Raw genomic sequence first — 19,459 nt, forward strand, 5'->3', positions numbered from 1 at the left:
CAGCGCCTCCCCTCGCCGCCGACCGTGGCGGTGGTCAGGAGGGCCATCGGGCGTACTCCGCGGCCAGGGCGTCCGGGACGCCCTCGACGGTGTGGTCGGCGTAGGAGGTGTTCGGCAGCAGCGGGTACCAGTCCGGCCGGCCGGGATCCCGGTCGTAGGGGTAGCCACCGAGCTCGCGGTAGAGCTCGGCGTACTCGGCGACCTTGTCCCGGTCCAGGGTGACCCCGAGGCCGGGCGCCGTGGGCACCGCCATCTTCCCGTCGACGTAGGGCCGCAGGCCTCCGGTGACGATGTCGTCGGTGAGGTGGTGGTAGTGCGCGTCCGCGGCGAACACCAGGTTCGGTACCACCGCGCCCAGGTGCAGCATGGTCGCGAGCTGGATCCCGAGCTCACCGGAGGAGTGCACAGCCACCCCGAGGGAGAACGCCTCGCAGATCCCGGCGGCCCGGATGCACGGCCGGATCCCGCCCCAGAACGTGGTGTCCAGCAGGATCACGTCCACGGCGGGGTCGAGCACGTTCGCGGCGAGCTGCTCGAAGTTCACCACGACCGTGTTCGTGGCGAGCGGGACGTGGGTGTTCTCCCGGACCCGGCGCATCCCGGTGAGGGAGTAGACGGGGTCCTCGAGGTAGTCGTTGGGCAGGTCCTCGATCGCCTTCGCGAACCGGATCGAGGCCTCCACGCTGAGCGCGCCGTTCGGGTCGTAGCGGAACCGGTCCTCGGGCAGCGCCTGCGCCAGAGCACGGTAGCCGGCCAGCTCGTAGTCGGTGTCGAACACCCCGGCCTTGAGCTTGTGCACCCGGAAGCCGTGCTTGGCCTTGAGCGCCTTCGCCTCGTCGACGAGCTGGTCGATCGTCCGGACCTCGCCGCTCCCGTCGCGCCCCGGGTACCGGTAGAACAGGTAGGACGCGAACTCGACCTCGTCGCGGACCTTCCCGCCGAGCAGGTCGTGGACCGGGAGGCCGACGTGCTGGCCGAGGAGGTCCAGGCACGCGAACTCGACGGCGGCCAGGAGCTGGGTGCGGTTGTTGTACAGGCTCGCGGTCGGGTTCGCGATCATGAACCGGAGCGTCTCGACGGCGGCCGGGTCGTGCCCGAGCAGATACGGCTTCAGCGCGAGGATCGCCTGCTCCGCGCCCTGCCCGCCGCCGCCCATCTCACCGAGGCCGATCAGGCCGTTGCTCGTCTCGATCTCCACGATCGTCCGTACGAACCGGCCCCAGTGGGCCCCGTTCGAGTGCCGCAGCGGCGCCTCGAGCGGCACCGTGACGGTGGTCGCGCGGATGTCGGCGATCCTCAGGTCGCTCACTGGTCCTCCTCGGGAAGCACGACGGCGTTGCCCGCCGTGAGGCCGCCGTCCACCTTGATGTCGGCACCGGTCACGAACGAGGACCGCTCGCTCAGCAGGTAGGCCACGACGTCCGCGACCTCCCCGGGCCGGGCGACCCGGCCCAGCGGGTGCGAGCGGCCCCACTCGGCGACGATCGCGTCCACCTCGTCGGGGCCGTGCGCGTGCAGTCCGGCGGCCCAGCGCAGCATCGGGGTGTCCACCGACCCCGGGCAGACCGCGTTGACCCGGATGTTCTGCGCCGCGTGGTCCACGGCCATCGCCCGGGTCAGTGACAGCAGGGCGCCCTTGGTCGCCGCGTAGGCCGCCACGCCCTGCTGGGCGATGTAGGCCTGCACCGAGGAGACCAGCACGATGCCACCACCGCCGTGGTCCCGGATCTGCGGCACGGCCAGGTGCGCGGCGAGGAACGCGCCGCGCACATTGACCGCCATGACCCGGTCGTAGGTCTCCATCGGGGTGGCGTCCACGGTGCCGTAGGTCTGGATGCCGGCGGCACAGACGAGCGCGCTCACGCCACCGTCCGCGGCGATGGTCCCGAACGCCGTCGTCATGGCGGCCTCGTCGGTGACGTCCACCTCGACCCCGACGATCTCTCCCGGGGCGCGCGGCTGCTCGAGCCGCGCGAGGGCGTCGGCATCGGTGTCGAGGGCGTACACCCGCGCACCGTCACCGGCCAGCCGGGCCACGACCGCGCCCCCGATCCCGGCCGCTCCCCCGGTGACCGCGACCACGAGGGCCGACCCTGCGCCGTCGGGCACCGCGATCGGTTCGCTCATGTCAACCTCCGCCTTCTCAGAACTGGCCCAGGGACAGACCCCGGGAGAACGCGCGCTGGGTGGCCAGGAACAGGATCACGGTCGGCAACGAGACGAGCAGCCCGCCGGCCAGCACCGTGGACATGGCCGATCCGCCGTAGGTGCTCTGCAACGCCGACAGCGCGGTGATGACCGGGCGGATCTCCGAGGACTGGGTCAGGGTCAGGCCCAGGAGCAGGTCGTTCCAGATGAACGTGGCCTGCAGGATGAAGATCGCGACCAGGGCGCTGGTGGACATCGGCAGGTAGATCCGCCAGAAGATCCGCCAGGTGGACGCCCCGTCCATGACCGCCGCCTCGAACACCTGGTGCGCGATCCCGGTGAAGAAGTTGCGCATCACGAATGCCGAGAACGGGGTCGCGATCACCGTGTACACCAGGATCATGCCGACCCGCGTGTTGAACAGGCCGGTCTCGGCGTACCCGACGAACAGCGGCATCAGGATCATCTGCAGCGGGAAGATCGTGCTCGCGAAGATGACCACGAACCAGAAGAACCCGTTCCGCAGCCGCAGGGCCACGATGGCGAACCCGGCGGCGGCACCGATGAGCACGGCGATGATCGGCGAGACGACGGCGTAGATGGCCGTCGAGACGATGCCCTGGGACAGCCGGCCGCGGTCCCAGGCGTCGGCCATGTTCGTCAGCAGGGCGCCGATGTTGCCGGGCTCCCAGAGCCCGTAGTCGCCGAACTCCGCCGGCAGTTTCGAGGCGTTCGCGAGCAGCAGGTAGACCGGCACCAGCCAGAGCAGGCCGAGGATGGCGAGAACGATCTTGCGTGCGATCATGGCCGCCCCCTCAGATCGACCTGGAGTGGGCGAGCTGCCGACGCAGGTAGAGGATGGAGGCGAGCACCGTGACCACGGTCAGGAACAGGGCCACCGCCGCGCCAAGACCGTAGGCGTTGTTGACGAACGTCTCCTTGTACATGGTCAGGGCGAGTGTCTCCGAGACGCGGCCGGGGCCGCCCTTGGTCATGCCCCAGATGATGTCGAACGTCTTCAGGCTGCCGACGATCGAGAGCCCCACGACCACCGTGGTGAGCGGGGCGAGCATCGGCCAGGTCATGGTCCGGAACAGCGTGAAGCCGCTGGCACCGTCCACCCGGGCGGCCTCCAGGGGTTCCTTCGGGATGGACTGCAGGCCGATACCGAACAGCAGTGCGTTCACGCCGGCGCCCTGCCAGGTGGACGCCCCGATCATGACGAACGTGTTCAGCGGCGCATCGAGCAGCCAGCGCAACTCCGAGCCCGGCAGGTTGAAGAACTCGAGCGCCTGACTGAGCGCACCGTTGGTCTGCAGCACGAAGGACCAGATCACCCCGACCGCGACCCCCGAGAGTGCGTACGGGATCAGGAACGGGAGCCGGAACAGGGTCGCATTCGGCAGCCCGTGGCTGAGCACGGCGATCAACAGGCCCAGACCGACCGGCAGTGCGATCGTGCCGACCACCCAGTAGAGGGTGTTCAGGACCGAGTTCAGGAACGCCGGGTCCGCGAACATGTCCCGGTAGTTCTCGATGCCGATGAACTCCGGGTCACCGAGGCCGTTGTACTCGGTGAAGCTGATGTAGGTGGTCCACAGGAACGGCAGGTAGAGCACCACGGCCACGAGCAGGACGCCGGGTGCCACGAAGCCGATGCTGGAGAGCCAGAACTGGTTCTTGGGTCGGCGCTGCTGCGGGACCAGGTCGGCTTGCCGCGCGGTGGGCAGGGACATGCGAGCGCACCCTCCTTCTCTCGGGCGTCGATGGATCGCTGGTGGGGTCCGCGGCCGGGCTGGGGCGGCGGACCCCACCAGCAGGTCAGTTCTCGGCCCAGTACGCGTCCGCCTCGGCCTGGATGGCCTCGAGGACCGCCATCGGGTCGCCGTTGTTCGTCACGAAGGCGCCGAACTGCTCGGAGGCCACGGTGTAGATCGGGGTCGGGGTCGCCTCCAGGTAGCGGCGCAGCTGGAGGAAGCCGTCACCGTTGACCTGCTCGGTGACCGTCGCCAGGGCGGTGTCGGTCACCGTGGCACCGGGGTTGAAGGAGACGTCACCGCGGGACTCGCTCCACGCGGACTGGGCGTCGACGCCCATCCACCAGGCGCTGTAGTCCAGGGCCGCCGCCTCGTTGGCGCTGCCGGCACCCACGCACAGCGGGCCGGTCTCGACGACCACCGAGGTGTCGTCCAGGTCAGCGCTGACGTTCGGCAGGGTGAAGATCCCGTAGTCGGTGTCCGAGACCATGCCGAGGTCGGTCAGCTGCCCGGTGAAGAAGGTGCCGAAGTACGCCATCGCGACCTCACCGGTCTGGAGCAGCGTCTGCGGGTCGGTCGTGACCCCCGGGTCGATGAAGAAGCCGTCGGACTGCATGTCGTGCCAGATGTTCATGGCCTCGACCACCACCGGGTCGGTGTAGCTGACGCTGCCGTCCGAGAGCCCGTTGTAGGCGTCGGGGTCGAGGCCGGCGAGGATCGCCTGGAACCAGACGAACTCGAAGATGATGTTCATCTGGTGCAGCGGCACCTGGCCGTTGTCGACGAGGGTCTGGCCGGCGGCCATGAACTCCTCCCAGGTGGTCGGCACCTCGATGCCGTTCTCCGCGAAGACCGCCTTGTTGTAGTACATGACCCAGTACACGACGTTCAGGGGCACGCAGTACTGCTCGCCCTCGAACGTGTAGTTCTCCGCCAGTTCCTCGGTGACGTCACCGTTCGCGATCGCGGCGTCCCAGATCTCGGTGGTCGGCGCGACGAGGCCCTCCTCGACGAGCTGGGCGAGTGAGTCACCGGTGTGCCAGGTGAACAGGTCCGGCTTGTCATCGGTCCGGAACGACTGCTTGATGAACGCGTCGTAGGCCGTGGGGTCGGAGTAGCCGGTGAAGTCCAGGGTCGCGGTGGTGCCCTCGGACGCGGCGTTCATGTCGTCGAAGGAGGGTTCCCACGCGGCCTTGTCGGTGTAGAAGCTCAGCACGGCTTCGGTGGGATCGCCGCCCTCGCCCCCATCGCCGTTGTCACCGTCTCCGCCTCCGGAGCACGCGGCCAGGGTCAACGCGGCCGCGGTGAGCACGGCGGCCGCCAGGGTCGTCTTCTTCCTCATGGATACACCTCTTTGTGGGGTTTGATGGTGCTCGGGTTGTGGTGGTTCGTGCGTCAGCCGATCCGGGCCCGGATCACCTCGACGACGTGGTCGAGGTGCGTGAAGGCGACGTCCCGGGCCCGCTCGGGATCGCCGTCCCGGACCGCGGCGCCGATCCGGGCGTGTTCCGCGTAGTCCTCGACGGCGTCGCCGTGCAGCCGGAGGATCTCCTTCTGCTCCTCGCCGTGGACCAGCACGATCGAGTCGAGGACCTCGGCGAGGACGCTGTTGCCGCCCGCGGCGGCGACGGCGCGGTGGAAGTCGAGGTTCGAGAGCCAGAGCGTCTCGTCGCGTTCGGCGACCAGCCGGCGCGACCGCTCCAGCGCCTGCTCCATCCAGCTCATGGCGAGCGGCTCCTGCACCTGCGCGGCGAGCATCGCCAGCTGCGGCTCGATCTGTCGGCGCGCCTCCAGGAGCTCGACGAGCTGATCGGAGTCCGGCCGCGGCGAGAGCGGGTTGGCCAGCACCCGCCGGCCGGCGTTGGCACCGACATAGACCCCGGACCCGTGCCGGAACTCGAGAACACCGAGCCCTTCGAGCCGGCGCATGGCCTCCCGCATGGTCGGCACGGCGACCTCGAACCGGGCGGCGAGGACCTTCATGGAGTCCAGCGGGTCCCCCGGCTGCAGACCACGGTCGTTCACCAGCCGCACGACGGCGCGCGCCAGATCACTGGAGAGGTTCGCCCTCTTCGCGACGTCCGGCTGCGGTGCCATGCAAGTCATCTAATCACTAGAGAACCTGCTCCGACCAGCGGATGACGCCGTCCGATATGAAACTGTGACCCGGCGAGGTCAGCCGCAGCGGCCGAGCCCGCGGCCGCAGTCGGGGCGCAGGCCGAGGTCGATCTCCACGAACCGCGGCCGGTAGATCGTGACGTCCTCGTACAGGTCGCTGGAGTCGAAGCTGTTCACGTTGTAGGTCACCACGATCCGGTCGCCACGGGTGCGCAGCTCCGGATGCTCGTGCGCGTTGTAGGCGAAGATGTTCGGGTCGCCGTAGGAGCCGGCCGCACCGACCTCGGGCATCTGGTAGACGGTGCCGAGCGGCGTGAACGGGCCGGTCGGGGAGCACGAGACGTAGGCCTCGATCTTCGATGAGAAGATCTCGTGGGTGTCCTGGGTGATCAGCAGGTAGCCGTCGCGCAGCGGGGTGACGCTGTACTCGTTCGCCACCCCGTCCATGACTCGGGCCGTGTCCGTCTCGGTCGCCGACCAGCCGGTACCGTCCCAGTACTCCCACGGCGCGCCGTCCAGGTCCCGGCCGACCACCCGGGCGACGTGCAGGTACTTGGACGCGCCCAGGTCCTCGACGCCGTAGATGTAGGTGTGGCGGCCGTCCCGCTGGAGCCAGCTGGCCCACTGCACCCCGGCCGCCGAGGGCAGGTCGACGAAGTCGAGCCGCTCGAACGTGTCCGAGTCGAACGTGGCCAGGTGGTTGGACTCCCAGCCGAAGTCGAAGGCGCCCCCGCCGCCGTACCAGAACCTCAGGGCGACCAGCTGAAGGTTCCCGTCACCGTCCGTGGCGCCGTCCCCGACCCAGTACCAGCCGCCGCCCTCCGGTGGCGGCGGGATCAATGACTCCGGCGCCTCCGGGGTACCGCCGGAGGCCGTGCTCAGAGCACCCCGGTCCTCGATCACGAACGAGTTGTTCAGGAAGGGCGTGCTCTCGGGCCGGGATCCGTCGGGGTTGACCGGACCGAGGAAGGTGTCGGAGAAGATCCAGGCCGTCCGCCGGCCGTCCAGCGGCACCGAGTATGTCGAGTCGCCGCCCGTCCAGCCCTCGCCCGAATCCCCGTAGGTGGTGAAGGCGTCCGTGAGCCCTTCGTGCACCTGCGCGGACGGGTCGATGGCGACGCGGTCGAGGGAGCAGCCGGCGTCGCCGCCTCCCCCCGGTCCGCCGTCGGCCTGAGCGGGCAGCGCACCGAGCAGCAGGGCGCTCAGGCCCAGCCCGACGGCCGCCGTGGCGGCGGGTCCGCGACGACCGGTCCGGGCGCGCACGGCTGACGAGGTGGGGGGACGCATGATCGTGGCTCCTTCGCCTTGACCGACCGGTCCGCGTTCCGCATACGCGAACGCAGCTTCCAGGTTTCGGGACGAGCATTCCAGGATGGCCGGTCGCCGGTCAAGGGTGCTACAGCGTCGGGGGCAGCGTGAGCGAGCTGGGCAACTCGGCCTCGACCACCTGGCGCAGCCGCCGGCCGAGCTCGGGGGCCTGGTCCTCGAGTCGTTCGAGCGGCATCGTCACGCTCACGGCAGCCACCGGTCGGCGCGCACGCAGGAGCGCCACCGCCACACACCCGATCCCCGGCTCGGACTCGCCCCGCTCCACGGCGTAGCCGTCGAGCCGCGCGTTGACCACCGCCTCCCACGAGCGTTGCACCTCCTCCGGCGTGAACCGGGCCGGTGGCGCGAGCCGGCCGAGGAGCCGGCGGTCGACCTCCCCGGCGGCGAGCAGGGACCGGCCGAGCGCGGTCGTGATCGCCGCGATCCTGCGCCCCACGGCGCTCCAGACACGGATCGCGTGCGCCGGCTCGGCCTTGTCGACGTACACGATGTCGGTCCCGTCGAGCACCCCGAGCTGGCACAGCTCGTCGAAGGCGTCCCGGATGCTCTCGAGCATCGGGTGCAGTAGGGCGGGCAGGTTGTCCCCCTCGATGAACGTGGCGCCGAGATCCACCGCGGCGGTGCCGAGCCGATACCACCCGCTGACCGGGTCCTGTGCCACGAAGTGCCGGTGCCGCAGCGCGGCGAGGGTCCGGTGCAGCGTCGACTTCGACACCGACACCGCGTCGGCCAGGTCGGCCAGGCTCCGGCCGCGCGGACCCGCGGCGGAGAGCTCGGTCAGCACGAGCAGGGCCTTGTCGACACTGCCGATCGGGGACTGCTCGGTCATCGTTCCCCTGGGCCCGGTGACGTCACTGCGCGGCCGGTGCGCCGTCGTCGTCCTCGGCCGAGCCGGCGAGCAGGACGTCGACCAGGTCCCGGACGGTGCTCTCGAACTCTCCGAAGCCCGGGACCGCCGCGGCGTCCTCGGCCCACAGGAGGACCTCCCGGGAGTCCACGCTCACCACGATCGGGACTTCGTCGTCCCCGATGTTCCTGGTCGAACCGGTGAGTTCGCGGAGACCGGCCCGATCGACGGCGTCGCCGAGACGTCGACCCTGCTCGCTCGTCAACGTTCCGGATCCGCTTCGCCGGTCGAGGTCTCCCCGCCCGGACGAGGTCGCCTCGGCCGTTCCGTCCGCGTCCACGGCGAGCCTCAGATAGCCGGACATCTCGTGTCCACGCTGATAGCGCAGGATCATCTCGGTTCCCTCATCACATCGGTCTCAGCGAACAGGTATACCCCGCGAACGCCTTCGCGACCTCCGTGACGATGTGCTGGAAGTGGCGCGCCTTGAACTTCGCCTGCGGGATTCCCTGGGAATAGTAGTTCGCCATGATGCTGTGGTCATTCGTGAGGACCCGTCCCGGCACCGCCGGGTTGGCGTACTCGTCGCTGGCACCGAGCACGGCGTGGCCGAACTCGTGGGCGTAGGTGATGTCCACCTCCGCCGTGCCGTCGGCCCGGAACTCGTGGACGTGGCCACCGGCCGTGGCCATGGCGCTTCCGGCGCCCGGCGTCCCGCCGTGTGCGTCGATCGTGTAGCCGGTCGCGTAGTTGTAGAGGATGAACGTGATGGGGAGTTCGATGGGAGCGGATCCGGCGGCCGGTGAGTTGGGTGTGCACACCACCTTGAACTTGTTGTCGAGGTAGGAGTAGGCGGCCGTCTTGACGCGTCTGATGAACGCCTCGTAGGCGGCGTCCGATGCCCAGGTCCCCTGCCTCACCCAGTTGATGCCGAGCGAGATCTCGATCGTGTGCGCCGTCTTGTTGAGCAGCAGATCCTGGGTGTACTGGTTGCCGGTGTCCGTCGTCTCACTGATCGGGGTGCGGGTCGTCTGCCGGCTGACCATCGGGGCCGCTCCGGGCGCGCGCACGCCCGCGAGGGCGCGCTGGACCGCGCGGTTGCCGGCAGTGCGCTGGAGCATGCGGAGGTCCGCCGACGTCATCGGGGCGGTTCCCGTACGGACCCGGTCCGCCTCGCGCTCGGCCGGCCCGATCCGGCGCTCGTGGCCCCGGTGGGGCTCTCGAGCGACCTGGCTCTCAGGTTCTCGTCCCAGCGACCCTGGACGGCTCACCCCACCATGGTGGCGCTCAGGCCTCCGACGGTCTGGTCCGATCGGGCAGCCTGACGTGCAGTCTTGCCCTGCCCGACGCCCGATGCCCGACGCCCGGGGCGCCTGTCCCGGTGCTCGACGGCCAACCGATATGTTGCCTGATATGAGCAGCGACAGTGCAGCCCAAGCCGCCCGGCGGCCCCGGTACGACGACGACCTCCGCCTCGCGCATGTGATCGCGGACCAGGTCGACGCCCAGACGACGGCCCGGTTCAAGGCGCAGGATCTGCACGTGGAGGCGAAGCCGGACACCACCCCGGTCACCGACGCCGACCGCAGTGCGGAGGAGATCGTCCGGGCCCAGCTCTCCCGGACCCGCCCGCGTGACTCGGTCCTCGGCGAGGAGTTCGGGATCACCGGTCACGGTGCCCGCCAGTGGGTGATCGACCCGATCGACGGCACCAAGAACTTCGTCCGTGGGGTCCCGGTGTGGGCCACCCTGATCGCCCTGGTGGACGAGGGCCGGCCGGTGCTCGGGGTGGTCAGCGCCCCGGCCCTGAACCGGCGATGGTGGGCGGCGAACGGTTCGGGCGCCTGGACCGGGCGCTCCCTGTCGGCGGCGAGCAGGATCTCGGTGTCAGCGGTGAGCGACCTGGAGGACGCCTCGCTGTCCTACTCCAGCCTGGGGGGCTGGGAGGACGCCGACCTGCTCGACGAGTTCCTCTCCCTGGAGTCCACGGTCTGGCGCAGCCGCGCCTACGGCGACTTCTGGTCCTACATGCTGGTCGCCGAGGGCGCGGTGGACATCGCCTGCGAACCCGACCTCGAGGTCTACGACATGGCCGCGCTGGTCCCGATCGTGACCGAGGCCGGCGGCCGGTTCACCTCGCTCGACGGCGTGGACGGCCCGTTCGGTGGCAATGCCGTCGCCACCAACGGACACCTGCACGACACCACGCTGGCCCACCTGCACCGCCACTGACGGCCGACGGCCCACACCGTTGGCCCGTCAACCGGGAGCGGTCCAGGGGTTCACGAGCGGGAGACCGACACCGTCGAAGTCCCGGGTGTTGCGCGTGGCCAGGGTCGCCCCCGCCTCCAGGGCGATCCCCGCGATGATGGCGTCGGCCATCCCGATCGGCCGCCCGAGCCCGCGCCGCACCGAAAGCACTGTCGCGTACCGGAACGAAGCCGCCACGTCGAACGGCAGCACCCGGCCGACGAAGTCCAGATCCACCAGGTCGGCAACCGAGGCCGCCAACTCCGAGCGTCGCCGGCCGGTGGGCATCCGTTCCACACCGTCGAGGAGTTCGGCGACCGTGACCACGGTCAGGTACGCCTCGCCCGGCTCCAGATCGTCCAGCCACCGGAGCACCTCGGGGTCCGGGGCCGGACGGGTCATCTCCGAGATGACGTTGGTGTCGAGGACGATCACGCGTCGAGGTCGACCTCTCGCGGGAGGTCGACCGCGCGCTCCGTCGGCAACTCACCTGTTCCGGCGAACCTCGCACGAATTCGTGAACCAAGCCCGCCGGCACCTGCCTCATCGGTACCGACAGCGTCGGCCAGGATGCGTCGCGCCTCGCTCTCCATCGAGCGGCCGCTCGCACTCGCACGCCTCTTCAGTGCGTCGACCACCTCATCATCCAGATTTCGGATCGTCACCGTCGCCATCTGCGATCACCTCCGAGTGCCTGCATAATGCTAGCAGTCCGGTGACGTCGTTGAACGGTTCGTGCGGTCTGGGCTGTCTGGGCCGTTCACGCGCCCGTGACCGTCACCACGACCTCGTCGCTGACCCCGTTCACCGTGAGCACCACGGTCGCAGTGCCGGGTGCGACGGCGGTGACCTCACCGGTCGCCGGGTTCAGGTGGAGCACCTGCGCGGCCGGCTCGATCGCGCCCTCGGTTCCGTCGGAGATCGTCACGCTCTCGCCGGACCAGTCCGCGCTCATCGGCCACGCGACCGGGACCTCCCGCCCGTCATCCTGGGTCACGGTGCCGGTCACCTGGGCCACCTGCCCCACGGTCAGCTCGGTGGGCAGGTCGAGGGCGAGCGCGTCGACCCGGGGGCGCACCTCGGCGCGCAGCCAGGCGAGCCGGTCCGCCACCGGGGTCGGGTCCGCCCCGACCACACCGGCGTCGGGGTCGATGCCGAGCAGGGTCCAACCGGTGAAGCCACCGTCGGCCGGCGTCGAGGCCGGGGACTTGCCGGAGTTGCCGTTGATGACGTTGGACACGCCGTCGAAGCTGCGCGCGTGGAACGCGCCCACGTGGGCGTTGACCACCGCGACCGACCGCCCGCTGGTGGCCCGGAAGTCCGCCAGCAGCGCGTCCACGGCGGCGGCCTCGTGCCGGTCGGAGATCTGTGAGGCGTCCCCGGGCAGCGGATCCTCGGTGGGGTGGTGGAAGAACACCACCACACCGGTGACGGCCGGGTCGGCGGCGGCCTCGTCCAGGGCCTCCTCGAGCATGCGGATCTGGTCGAGCCCACCGGCGCGCAGCGACCCGGCGGAGGTGTCCAGGGTGATGATCCGGGTGGCGCCGAGATCCGTGACCTGCTGGGCCGGGCCGAACGCCGCCTCGAACTCGGCGATCGAGCCACCCATGATCTCGTGGTTGCCGGGCACGTAGAGCCACGGCACGGCGTCGCCGACCTCCTCGGTCAGCACCCGTTGGGCCAGGGCGAAGTCGATCGGAGCGCCCTCGTCGACCAGGTCACCGTTGATGATGAGCAGGTCCGGGTCCGCGGCCACGATCTCGGCGAGCGTGCGCCGGGCGGCGGCCACGATGTCCGAGTCGGGGTTCCGGCCGACGAACTGAGCGTCGGACATCACCGCGATCTGCTGCGCATAGCCCGTCACGTCACCGTCGGTGACGATCACCGGGTCGTGCACCGGGGTGGCCTCGGGCTGGTCCACGTCGGGGGCGACGACGGCGTTGATGTCGGTGAAACTGATGTCGCCGTGGTAGCTCGCGGCGGACCGGGTCTCCATGATGCGCACCCGTTCGAGGGTGAGCGGGTACGGGGCGCCGGTCGGCACGGTGAAGGTGACGTCCCGCCAGCCGTCCCAGGTGATCAGCGGGCCGTCGAGCTGACGGACCACGCCGTCGCCGTCGCGCACCTGGAGCCGAGGCCACGCGCCGGTGCCGTCGCCGTCGATGCTCATCGTGATCGCCTGCGGCTGCCCGTCGATCACGATCGGGGCGGGGGCCACCGCATAGGAGCCGCGGGTCGCCGTCGAGGTCGTGAAGTCGTGCTGCAGCCGCAGCGCGGGCTGGCCGTCCGGCCCGGTGGCCGTGGTCAGCGTGCCGGAGGCCCGGGCCTGCTCGAACCGCCAGGAGGCGCCGTCGGTCAGGTCGGTGATCGGCGCCGTCGTCAGCCCCACGGTGACGGGCACCTGCACGATCTCGCCGGCGACCTCGAAGGTCACGAGCGCGGAGCCGGATCCGGTCGTGGCCCTCACGGTGTAGACGGCCGGGCCGGTGGGCTCCACGGTGAAGCCCTCGGTGACGCTCGCGGTGACGTCCGCGGTCTCGATCGGTGCGGAGAAGCCGTCGCCGTCATGGGCGTCGAGGGACACGGTCGCGGTCGCTCCCGCGCCGTCCAGGGCGATCTGCGAGCGCGACGTGGTGATGTGGTCGAGCGGCCCCAGCACGGTGAGCTCGGCGGTGCCGGTCAGCCGGGCGGCCCGGTAGCTGACCGTGACCGGGCCCGGGGTCACGCCGGTGAGCACGGCACCGGTGCGCTGCCGCTCGGTGACCACGGCGTTCGCGTCCCGCCCGCTCGGTGCCCCTCCGGGTGAACTGACGGTGATCAGGCCCCGGGTCGGCACCCCGGCGAGCTGGTCGGAGAGGCCGACGCCCTCGACCGTTCGGGTCAGGCCGGGGACGATGTTGTGGGCGTCGGGATCGTCCAGGAGCGGGCGCACGGACACGTCGGTGAGTTGCTCGGCGTCGGCCGAGGAGAAGAACGCGAGGGAGTTCGCGACCACTCGCGCCGAGCCGTCCGAGGGAGTGTTCACGAGTTCGACCTCGGTGCCGCCGGCGGGCCGGGCGACCATCGTGGTGGAGCCGCCGCCGTCGATGTTCACCGCGTTGTACGCGCCGAGGTCGATCATGAGCTCGGCCATCTCGATCCGGGTGAGCCCGCGGGCGGTGGCGCTGCGGCCGTCCACGGTGGCGACGAGGAGTTCGCTTCCGTCCTCGGTGAGGCCGAGCACGGTGCGGGCCGCGACGGCCTCGTCCGGGAAGTCGGCGAGTTCGCCGTCCAGCACGAGCGGCACGTTGCCGCCGATGCCGAGGTCCACGTCGGAGCTCGGGCTGATGCTGATCTCGACGGCCTGACCGACCTCGAGGGTCCGAAGCATGGCCGCCCCGGTGCCGCGCCCGAGCAGTACCTGGGCACCGGCCGGCACGCCCGCAGTGCCGGTCCCGTCCGCGACCGCGGTCACCACATCGTCCCGCACGACGGCGGTCGCGACGTCGGTCTCGCCGGGCACGCCGGCCGGCCGGTCCAGCGAGGCGTCGCCCCAGCGCTCGTTGTAGGCACCGATGCCGTTCGCGGGCAGGGTTGCCCGGTTCAGGCCGGCGAGCTCGTGCGTGGCGCCGCCCGCCGCCAGCGTCCCGGCGGCGGACAGGTACTCGATCGCCGCGACGCCGTCGGCCATCGTGAACGCCGGGTACGGCTGGGAGTAGCCGTTGATGACCTCACCGCCGCTGATGGTGGTGAAGATCGGGGCGTTCGTGTAGTTCATGTCGAAGTGGTTGCCGTTCACGGCGGCGACCGCGCCGGTGCCGGCCACCTGGTCCAGCACCGTCGCGGGCGCGGTGGTGGTGCCGGAGTCGAGCACCTGCATGCTCAGCGTCGGCTCGGTGAGGTCCGCCACGAGGATGTTGCCGGTGGTCCAGCCCTGGTCCTCCAGGCGCTGGAAGCTGGTCAGGTCCAGTCCGGGTGCGATCGGCCGGGTCGAGACCTCATGCAGCACGGACCCGTCGGCGTCGAGATCGAGACCGCCCGAGTCACCCGGGCGGACCAGGGCTGTCGGGGCGGGTTCGGCCGTGGCGGGCGCGACCAGCCCGGTGAGCAGGAGTCCGGCGCCGGCGAGCGCGGCGATGAGTCGTCGAGTGGACAGGGGCACGGTTCTCCTTCGATGGCGCGATCCGTGGCGGGGGCCGGGGTCCGGCCCACGTGAACACTGGGCTGCACGTTACTGCCCCCCGGCGGCCCGGCGGTGAACGGCGGGTGTGCAGCGCGCGGCACCGCGGTGACGCCTCGCCCGCTCATCGGCGTCCGCCCGGCCGGGACCTCCCGCTGCCCACCGACCCGGCTCACCCCCGCAACTGCTCGCGCAACTGCTCGCGCTCGGTCACGTCGTACCAGAGCAGGTCGGCGTCGCCGGTGGCCGCGAGCGCCGCCTCGTCACCCGCCACGGCCCGCCCGACCAGGTCCCGGATCTGCTTGTCGTCGGGCCCGTCCACGTGGAAGCTCACCACCGCCCGCCACGGCACGTCGTCAACGTCCACGCCGGACGGCGGTGCCTCCTGCTCGGGTGCCCGCACCTGGGCGTCAGGTACGTCGGCGGCGATCACCACCCGCAGCGGCACGGCCCCGGCGGCGCCGATCCGGTCGATGCTCTCGTCGGCGGCGATCAGCATCGCCGCGAACTCCCCGGTCTCGGCGTCGTCGTCGCCGATGGCGGCCAGCAGCGCCGGGGTGAGCGCATGCGCCCGGCGTGCGCCCACGCCGTCGGGCTCGTCGAGGTCGACCGCCGTGGCGGGAAGATAGATCCGCATGGCGTCAGTGTGTCAAAGCCGCGGCCCGGGCGCCGGGACCCTGGGGACGAGCAGCGCCGTGCCGTGCCCGCACTGCGTGCCGGATCACTGCCCGCGCAGCGTCCGGGCGACCCCGACCCGGTCCGCACGCAGCCCCCGGCCGCGCTCCCAGCGGCTCCCGGGCGCACCGCCCCGCACGCCGGCCCGAGCCTGCAGCGCCCGCGATACGTCGCGGACACTCTCCCTCGTCGCGGACCGTGGGGCCGCCTCGGCCCAGGAGGTGCCGGCGAGCAGGGCCCGGTCGCACATCGGCCGGTCGTCGGGCACGAGCACCGGATCGCTCACTCCGGCGAACCTGGCCAGCGCCTCCCGCACCGACGCCGCCGCACGAGGACCTGCGGCCGATGCCCGGACCCGGTTCACGAGCACGGTACGTGCCAGGGCGGCCGGGGCGACGTCGTCCACGTCGAGCAGGGCCTGCACGAGCCGCTCCACCCCGATCGGCTCGGCGGCGCCCACCACGACGAGTTCGTCGGCGGCCGCGAAGGCGGATGCGGCAACGGCGTTGCGGCCGGGACCGAGGTCGAACCCGGATTCGTCCTCGGGCACGAGCACCGGCGCGTCCACGACCACCCACCGGCTGAGGTGGCGGGCCTGCTCCCAGAGCACGTCCAGGCTGGGACCGCTCACCTCCCGCCACCGGCCGGGCCTGGCCAGGCCGGGCAGCACCCGCAGGTCCTGGGCCACCCGGGGGCTCAGCCGGGCCAGGGTCGCGGCGTCGAGGGTGCCGTGATCGGCGGCCCGCACCGCCGCGGCGAGGCCGGCGAACTCGTCCAGCACGCCGAGTACCTGGGCCACGGAGGCACCCCAGATGTCCGCGTCCACGAGCATCGTCGACTCCCCTGCCGCGGCGAGCTCGGCGGCGAGGTTCACCGCGATCGTGGTGCGGCCCGGCGATCCGGCCGGGCCCCACACGACGACCAGCCGCCCGGGCCGGTCGGCGTCGGCGCCGACGCCCTCGATGGGGACGTCCGGCTGCCGCTCGGGTGCGCCGTCCGGGTCGGACCATCCGGTGCCGATCATGGCGTCGAACCGTTCGGCGGTGCGCTCGGTATCGTCATCGGCGCCCGCGGCGAGCGCGGTGACCGCCTCGAGGAGATCACCGCCGCGGGCGACGGCGACCGCGCCGAGCCCGGTGTGCCGGTCCACCGCGCCGGAGTCGCAGAGCACGAGCGTGCGGGTGCCCGCGCTACGCAGCCGGCTCACAAGTGGGCGGTCGATCTCGAAGTCGGCGTCCACGACCGCGACCGAGCCGAGGCCCGCCAGGGCCGCGGCCAGGAGTTCCGCGGTGTCCGCGCACCGCCTGACCACGGACAGCCCCGGTGTGGCCGCGATCGAGGCGACCAAGGTCTCCTCGACCTCCCCCCGCAGACAGAGCAGGACGCCGCTGGTCACGAGTCGGCCTGGCCCGGTAGCGGGACCACGGTGATCACCGCGTCCGCGCTGATGGCGTCCAGCACCTCGGGTAGATCGTCCACCTCGATGAGGACCTGGACCTGGACCTGGTCGGCGCCCGCGAACAGCGAGGCGTCCTCGTGGACGTCCCAGACCTCCACGGCCCCGACGAGCAGTTGCGTCGGCCCCACGGGGGCGACCCCCTCGCCGTCGGGATCCGGCAGCGCCACCCACAGGTCCACGCGCGAGCCCTTCTCCAGGTAGGCCTCCAGCGCCGCACTCATCGGCAGCGAGATCGGCCGGACCTCGACCTGCGACTCGGTGCCGACCGCAGTACCCGGCACGAGCTCACCCGGCCCGACGGCGCGGGTCGCCACCGCGTCCTCGGGTACACCCTGGTCCGGGGTGAGGTAGAGGTCGACGTCCGGGACGTGCACCTGCACGATCTCGAGGTCCGCGGCCTCGATCGGGTCGCCGGGGCTGAGCGGCTCGTGCGTGCGGTAGACCTCGACCGTGTCGGAGGCGTTCGTCACCGCCCACGATCCGAGCGCGACCGAGGCCGCCACCAGCAGGATCCCGATCCCCAGCCGTGGGTCCCGCCAGCTCGGTCGGCGCAGCCGCGCGGCCGCTGGTGCACTCGGTTCGGGCATCGTCGCTCCCCCAGACCCCCTCGCGCCTCGAGGAGTGCCCCTATGGTGCCAAGAGTTGGTCGCGAGCGGGAGAGTTATACACAGATTGCTCATGTTCCGCCGCGGCGACCGGTTCGCTGTCAAACTAGGCCAATGGAACCGCGATTCCTCTCCCTCGCCGACGTGACGGAGGTCCTGAAGATCACGATGTCGCAGGCGCGCGCCCTCGTGCGCAGCGGCGAGCTGAAGGCGATCCAGATCGGCGGCAAGGGCACCTGGCGGATCGAGAACAGCGAGCTCGAGGCCTACATCGCGAGGATGTACCGGCGCGCCCAGGAGCGGATCACCCACGGCGAGGGCGTGCTGGACGATCTCGACGACGCTGCGGCGCGGACCGACGACTGACTCGCCGGGCTACGACGGCCGGACTCCTTCCCGCCCCGCCCCCGCCGAGAGTGCTGTCCTGGCAACCACTTCCGCACTCTCGCGGGATGGGTGGCCGGCGTAGCGGCGACCGCCGCGCTGTGAACGGGCGGGCGCACCGGCGTAGGTTCGGACGATGAGACTGCGCGACCTCCTCGACGCCGAGGACCTGGACCTGCGGCTGCTGGTCGGGGACGAGAGCGCACTCGCAGCGCCGGTCAACGCGGTCTACACCACGGACCTCATCGATCCCGGCCGCTACCTCAGCGGTGGCGAACTGGTGATCTCCGGCCTGATGTGGCGCCAGGACCCGGCCGACTCGGAGACCTTCGTCGCCACCATCCGGGCGGCCGGGGCGGTCGCGCTCGCGGCCGGCACGGCCCACTTCGGTCCGGTGCCGGCCGACGTGGCCGAGGCGTGCGCACGCCACGGGCTGGTGCTGTTCGAGGTGCCGCCGCCGGTGTCCTTCGCGAGCCTGACCGAGTACGTGGTGGGCCGGGTGGGCACCGAGCGGGGCGACCGGCTGGCCGCGCGCCTGGACCGTCAGCGCCGGCTACTGCTCGCGCTCGCGCACGGGCAGACGGTGTCCGACCTGCTGGCGCAGGTGCGCGCCGAGACCGGTCTCGCGTGCCGGGTGCTGACCCCGACCGGTCGCCAACTCGCCGGGCCGGACGAGACATTGCCCGACGAGGCCCTCGAGCGGATCACGCTCGCCTACCTGCGCGACCCGCGCCTACCGGCAGTGGTGCCCGCCGTGAGCCGACCCGCGCGGCCGGGCGACGCCGTCGGCCCGTGGTCGATCTTCGCGAGCGCGGGCGCCCTCGCCGACCGGCTCACCACCAGCCTGGTGCTGGTGGAGGGCGCCTGGCCGACCTGGCCCGAGGACCACCTGGACACGATCACCCAGCTGTGTGCCGCCGTCGGGCTCGACGAGGCCCGTCGGGCCCCGGTGCGGCAGGTCGCGCGCACGCTCGCGGACGGTGTCTTCTCGCTCGTGGCCCAGGGCCACGGCACCGGCGCCGAGGCCCACGCGCTTCTGGAGCAGTGCGGCGTGGACCCCACCGAACCGTTCGTGGCGCTGGTGGCGGGCCCCGCCGCCGGGGCACCTCCCGGCGCCACCGGGGCGATCCTCGACGACGTCGTCGCGCACCTCGGGCGGGGCGCCGTCGGTTCGGTGGGGCCCGACGGCGTCGCACCGGCCCTCGTGCCGGCGGCGGACGTGGACGCGGTCGAGCGCGTCCGCGCCGCGGCCGCCCGGCTGTCACCGGGCCTGGGCGCGCGCCGCTTCTGCGTCGGGGTCAGCGCGCGCACCACGGACGCGGCGGTCGCCGGGGCCCTGGACGAGGCCCGCCATGCCCTCGCTCTCGCCCGGCTGCGCCCGAACCCGGTGGAGGTGGTCACCGCCGCCGAGGTGACCAGCCACATCGGCCTGCTGGCCGCGGTCCCGGACGAGGTTCGCCGGGCGTTCTCGGCCCGGGTGCTCGGCGCGCTGGCCGCGCACCGGGACGCCCACCGGGACCCGTCGCTGGAGGAGACGCTCGTGGCGTTCCTCGAGCACGACGGGTCCTGGACCCGGACCGCCGGTGCCCTGCACCTGCACGTGAACACGGTGCGGTACCGGATCGCGCGGGTGGAGGAACTCACCGGCCGTGATCTGTCCAGGTTCGCCGACCGGGTGGATGTGTTCCTCGCGCTGCGGCTGCGCTGACCTCTCGGGGTCCCGGTCCG

General features: G+C 71.7%; 19 protein-coding genes. 3 read left to right on the top strand and 16 right to left on the bottom strand.

Features of this window, described 5'->3' with window-relative positions; all coding sequences use genetic code 11:
• Positions 1-34 precede the first annotated feature (34 nt).
• The 10 genes from EXU48_RS07470 to EXU48_RS07515 form a co-directional block, all read right to left on the bottom strand.
• On the bottom strand, positions 35-1,309 hold the full coding sequence (locus EXU48_RS07470) for an enolase C-terminal domain-like protein (protein ID WP_207947656.1): 1,275 nt from the start codon (positions 1,307-1,309) through the stop codon (positions 35-37).
• Positions 1,306-2,127: an SDR family NAD(P)-dependent oxidoreductase gene (locus EXU48_RS07475; RefSeq protein ID WP_133106997.1), complete on the bottom strand. Its 822-nt coding sequence runs from the start codon at positions 2,125-2,127 to the stop codon at positions 1,306-1,308. The genes EXU48_RS07470 and EXU48_RS07475 overlap by 4 nt, the downstream gene beginning before the upstream one ends.
• A 16-nt stretch (positions 2,128-2,143) precedes the next feature.
• Positions 2,144-2,953, bottom strand: a complete 810-nt coding sequence (locus EXU48_RS07480) for a carbohydrate ABC transporter permease (RefSeq protein ID WP_133106998.1) — start codon at positions 2,951-2,953, stop codon at positions 2,144-2,146.
• A gap of 10 nt (positions 2,954-2,963) precedes the next feature.
• Positions 2,964-3,884, bottom strand: coding sequence for a carbohydrate ABC transporter permease (locus EXU48_RS07485; RefSeq protein WP_133106999.1), 921 nt, complete (start codon positions 3,882-3,884; stop codon positions 2,964-2,966).
• Between the two features lie 85 nt (positions 3,885-3,969).
• The gene (locus EXU48_RS07490; protein ID WP_133107000.1) at positions 3,970-5,247 is read right to left on the bottom strand and encodes an ABC transporter substrate-binding protein; all 1,278 of its coding nucleotides are present in this window, start codon (positions 5,245-5,247) and stop codon (positions 3,970-3,972) included.
• 53 nt (positions 5,248-5,300) lie between these two features.
• Complete coding sequence (locus tag EXU48_RS07495; RefSeq protein ID WP_207947657.1) at positions 5,301-6,002, bottom strand: FadR/GntR family transcriptional regulator; 702 nt, start codon at positions 6,000-6,002, stop codon at positions 5,301-5,303.
• Between the two features lie 78 nt (positions 6,003-6,080).
• Positions 6,081-7,310: a DUF4185 domain-containing protein gene (locus EXU48_RS07500; protein WP_133107002.1), complete on the bottom strand. Its 1,230-nt coding sequence runs from the start codon at positions 7,308-7,310 to the stop codon at positions 6,081-6,083.
• A 109-nt stretch (positions 7,311-7,419) separates the two neighbouring features.
• Positions 7,420-8,181, bottom strand: a complete 762-nt coding sequence (locus tag EXU48_RS07505; RefSeq protein WP_133107003.1) for an IclR family transcriptional regulator — start codon at positions 8,179-8,181, stop codon at positions 7,420-7,422.
• Positions 8,182-8,203: 22 nt separating this feature from the next.
• The gene (locus tag EXU48_RS07510) at positions 8,204-8,593 is read right to left on the bottom strand and encodes a hypothetical protein (protein WP_133107004.1); all 390 of its coding nucleotides are present in this window, start codon (positions 8,591-8,593) and stop codon (positions 8,204-8,206) included.
• 13 nt (positions 8,594-8,606) lie between these two features.
• The gene (locus tag EXU48_RS07515) at positions 8,607-9,320 is read right to left on the bottom strand and encodes a metallopeptidase domain-containing protein (RefSeq protein ID WP_133107005.1); all 714 of its coding nucleotides are present in this window, start codon (positions 9,318-9,320) and stop codon (positions 8,607-8,609) included.
• Positions 9,321-9,612: 292 nt separating this feature from the next.
• Here EXU48_RS07515 and hisN point away from each other — a divergent pair, with 292 nt between their 5' ends.
• Positions 9,613-10,431 (top strand): histidinol-phosphatase, encoded by an 819-nt coding sequence (gene hisN, locus EXU48_RS07520; RefSeq protein ID WP_133107006.1) that lies wholly within the window; start codon positions 9,613-9,615, stop codon positions 10,429-10,431.
• Between the two features lie 27 nt (positions 10,432-10,458).
• On the opposite strand, the gene EXU48_RS07525 is transcribed toward hisN, so the two are convergent.
• From EXU48_RS07525 to EXU48_RS07550, 6 genes are all read right to left on the bottom strand, one after another.
• A complete protein-coding gene (locus EXU48_RS07525) occupies positions 10,459-10,884 on the bottom strand; it encodes a type II toxin-antitoxin system VapC family toxin (RefSeq protein WP_133107007.1) in 426 nt (141 codons plus the stop codon).
• Positions 10,881-11,123 carry a FitA-like ribbon-helix-helix domain-containing protein gene (locus tag EXU48_RS07530; RefSeq protein WP_133107008.1) on the bottom strand — a complete coding sequence of 81 codons (243 nt, stop codon included), beginning with the start codon at positions 11,121-11,123 and terminating at the stop codon, positions 10,881-10,883. Before EXU48_RS07530 ends, EXU48_RS07525 begins: the two co-directional genes overlap by 4 nt.
• Positions 11,124-11,209: 86 nt before the next feature.
• A complete protein-coding gene (locus tag EXU48_RS07535; protein ID WP_133107009.1) occupies positions 11,210-14,590 on the bottom strand; it encodes a phosphodiester glycosidase family protein in 3,381 nt (1,126 codons plus the stop codon).
• A gap of 190 nt (positions 14,591-14,780) precedes the next feature.
• Positions 14,781-15,245 (bottom strand): DUF6912 family protein, encoded by a 465-nt coding sequence (locus EXU48_RS07540; protein WP_133107010.1) that lies wholly within the window; start codon positions 15,243-15,245, stop codon positions 14,781-14,783.
• Positions 15,246-15,329: 84 nt separating this feature from the next.
• Positions 15,330-16,679, bottom strand: coding sequence for an AAA family ATPase (locus EXU48_RS07545; RefSeq protein ID WP_133107011.1), 1,350 nt, complete (start codon positions 16,677-16,679; stop codon positions 15,330-15,332).
• The gene (locus EXU48_RS07550; RefSeq protein WP_133107012.1) at positions 16,676-17,329 is read right to left on the bottom strand and encodes a hypothetical protein; all 654 of its coding nucleotides are present in this window, start codon (positions 17,327-17,329) and stop codon (positions 16,676-16,678) included. Before EXU48_RS07550 ends, EXU48_RS07545 begins: the two co-directional genes overlap by 4 nt.
• Positions 17,330-17,461: 132 nt before the next feature.
• On the opposite strand from EXU48_RS07550, the gene EXU48_RS07555 reads away from it, so the two are divergent.
• A complete protein-coding gene (locus EXU48_RS07555) occupies positions 17,462-17,713 on the top strand; it encodes a helix-turn-helix domain-containing protein (RefSeq protein ID WP_133107013.1) in 252 nt (83 codons plus the stop codon).
• 154 nt (positions 17,714-17,867) lie between these two features.
• Positions 17,868-19,439, top strand: a complete 1,572-nt coding sequence (locus EXU48_RS07560; RefSeq protein WP_133107014.1) for a helix-turn-helix domain-containing protein — start codon at positions 17,868-17,870, stop codon at positions 19,437-19,439.
• Positions 19,440-19,459: the final 20 nt, after the last annotated feature.

Source organism: Occultella glacieicola, assembly GCF_004353825.1.
In the GTDB taxonomy this organism is placed as follows: Bacteria; Actinomycetota; Actinomycetes; order Actinomycetales; family Beutenbergiaceae; genus Occultella; species Occultella glacieicola.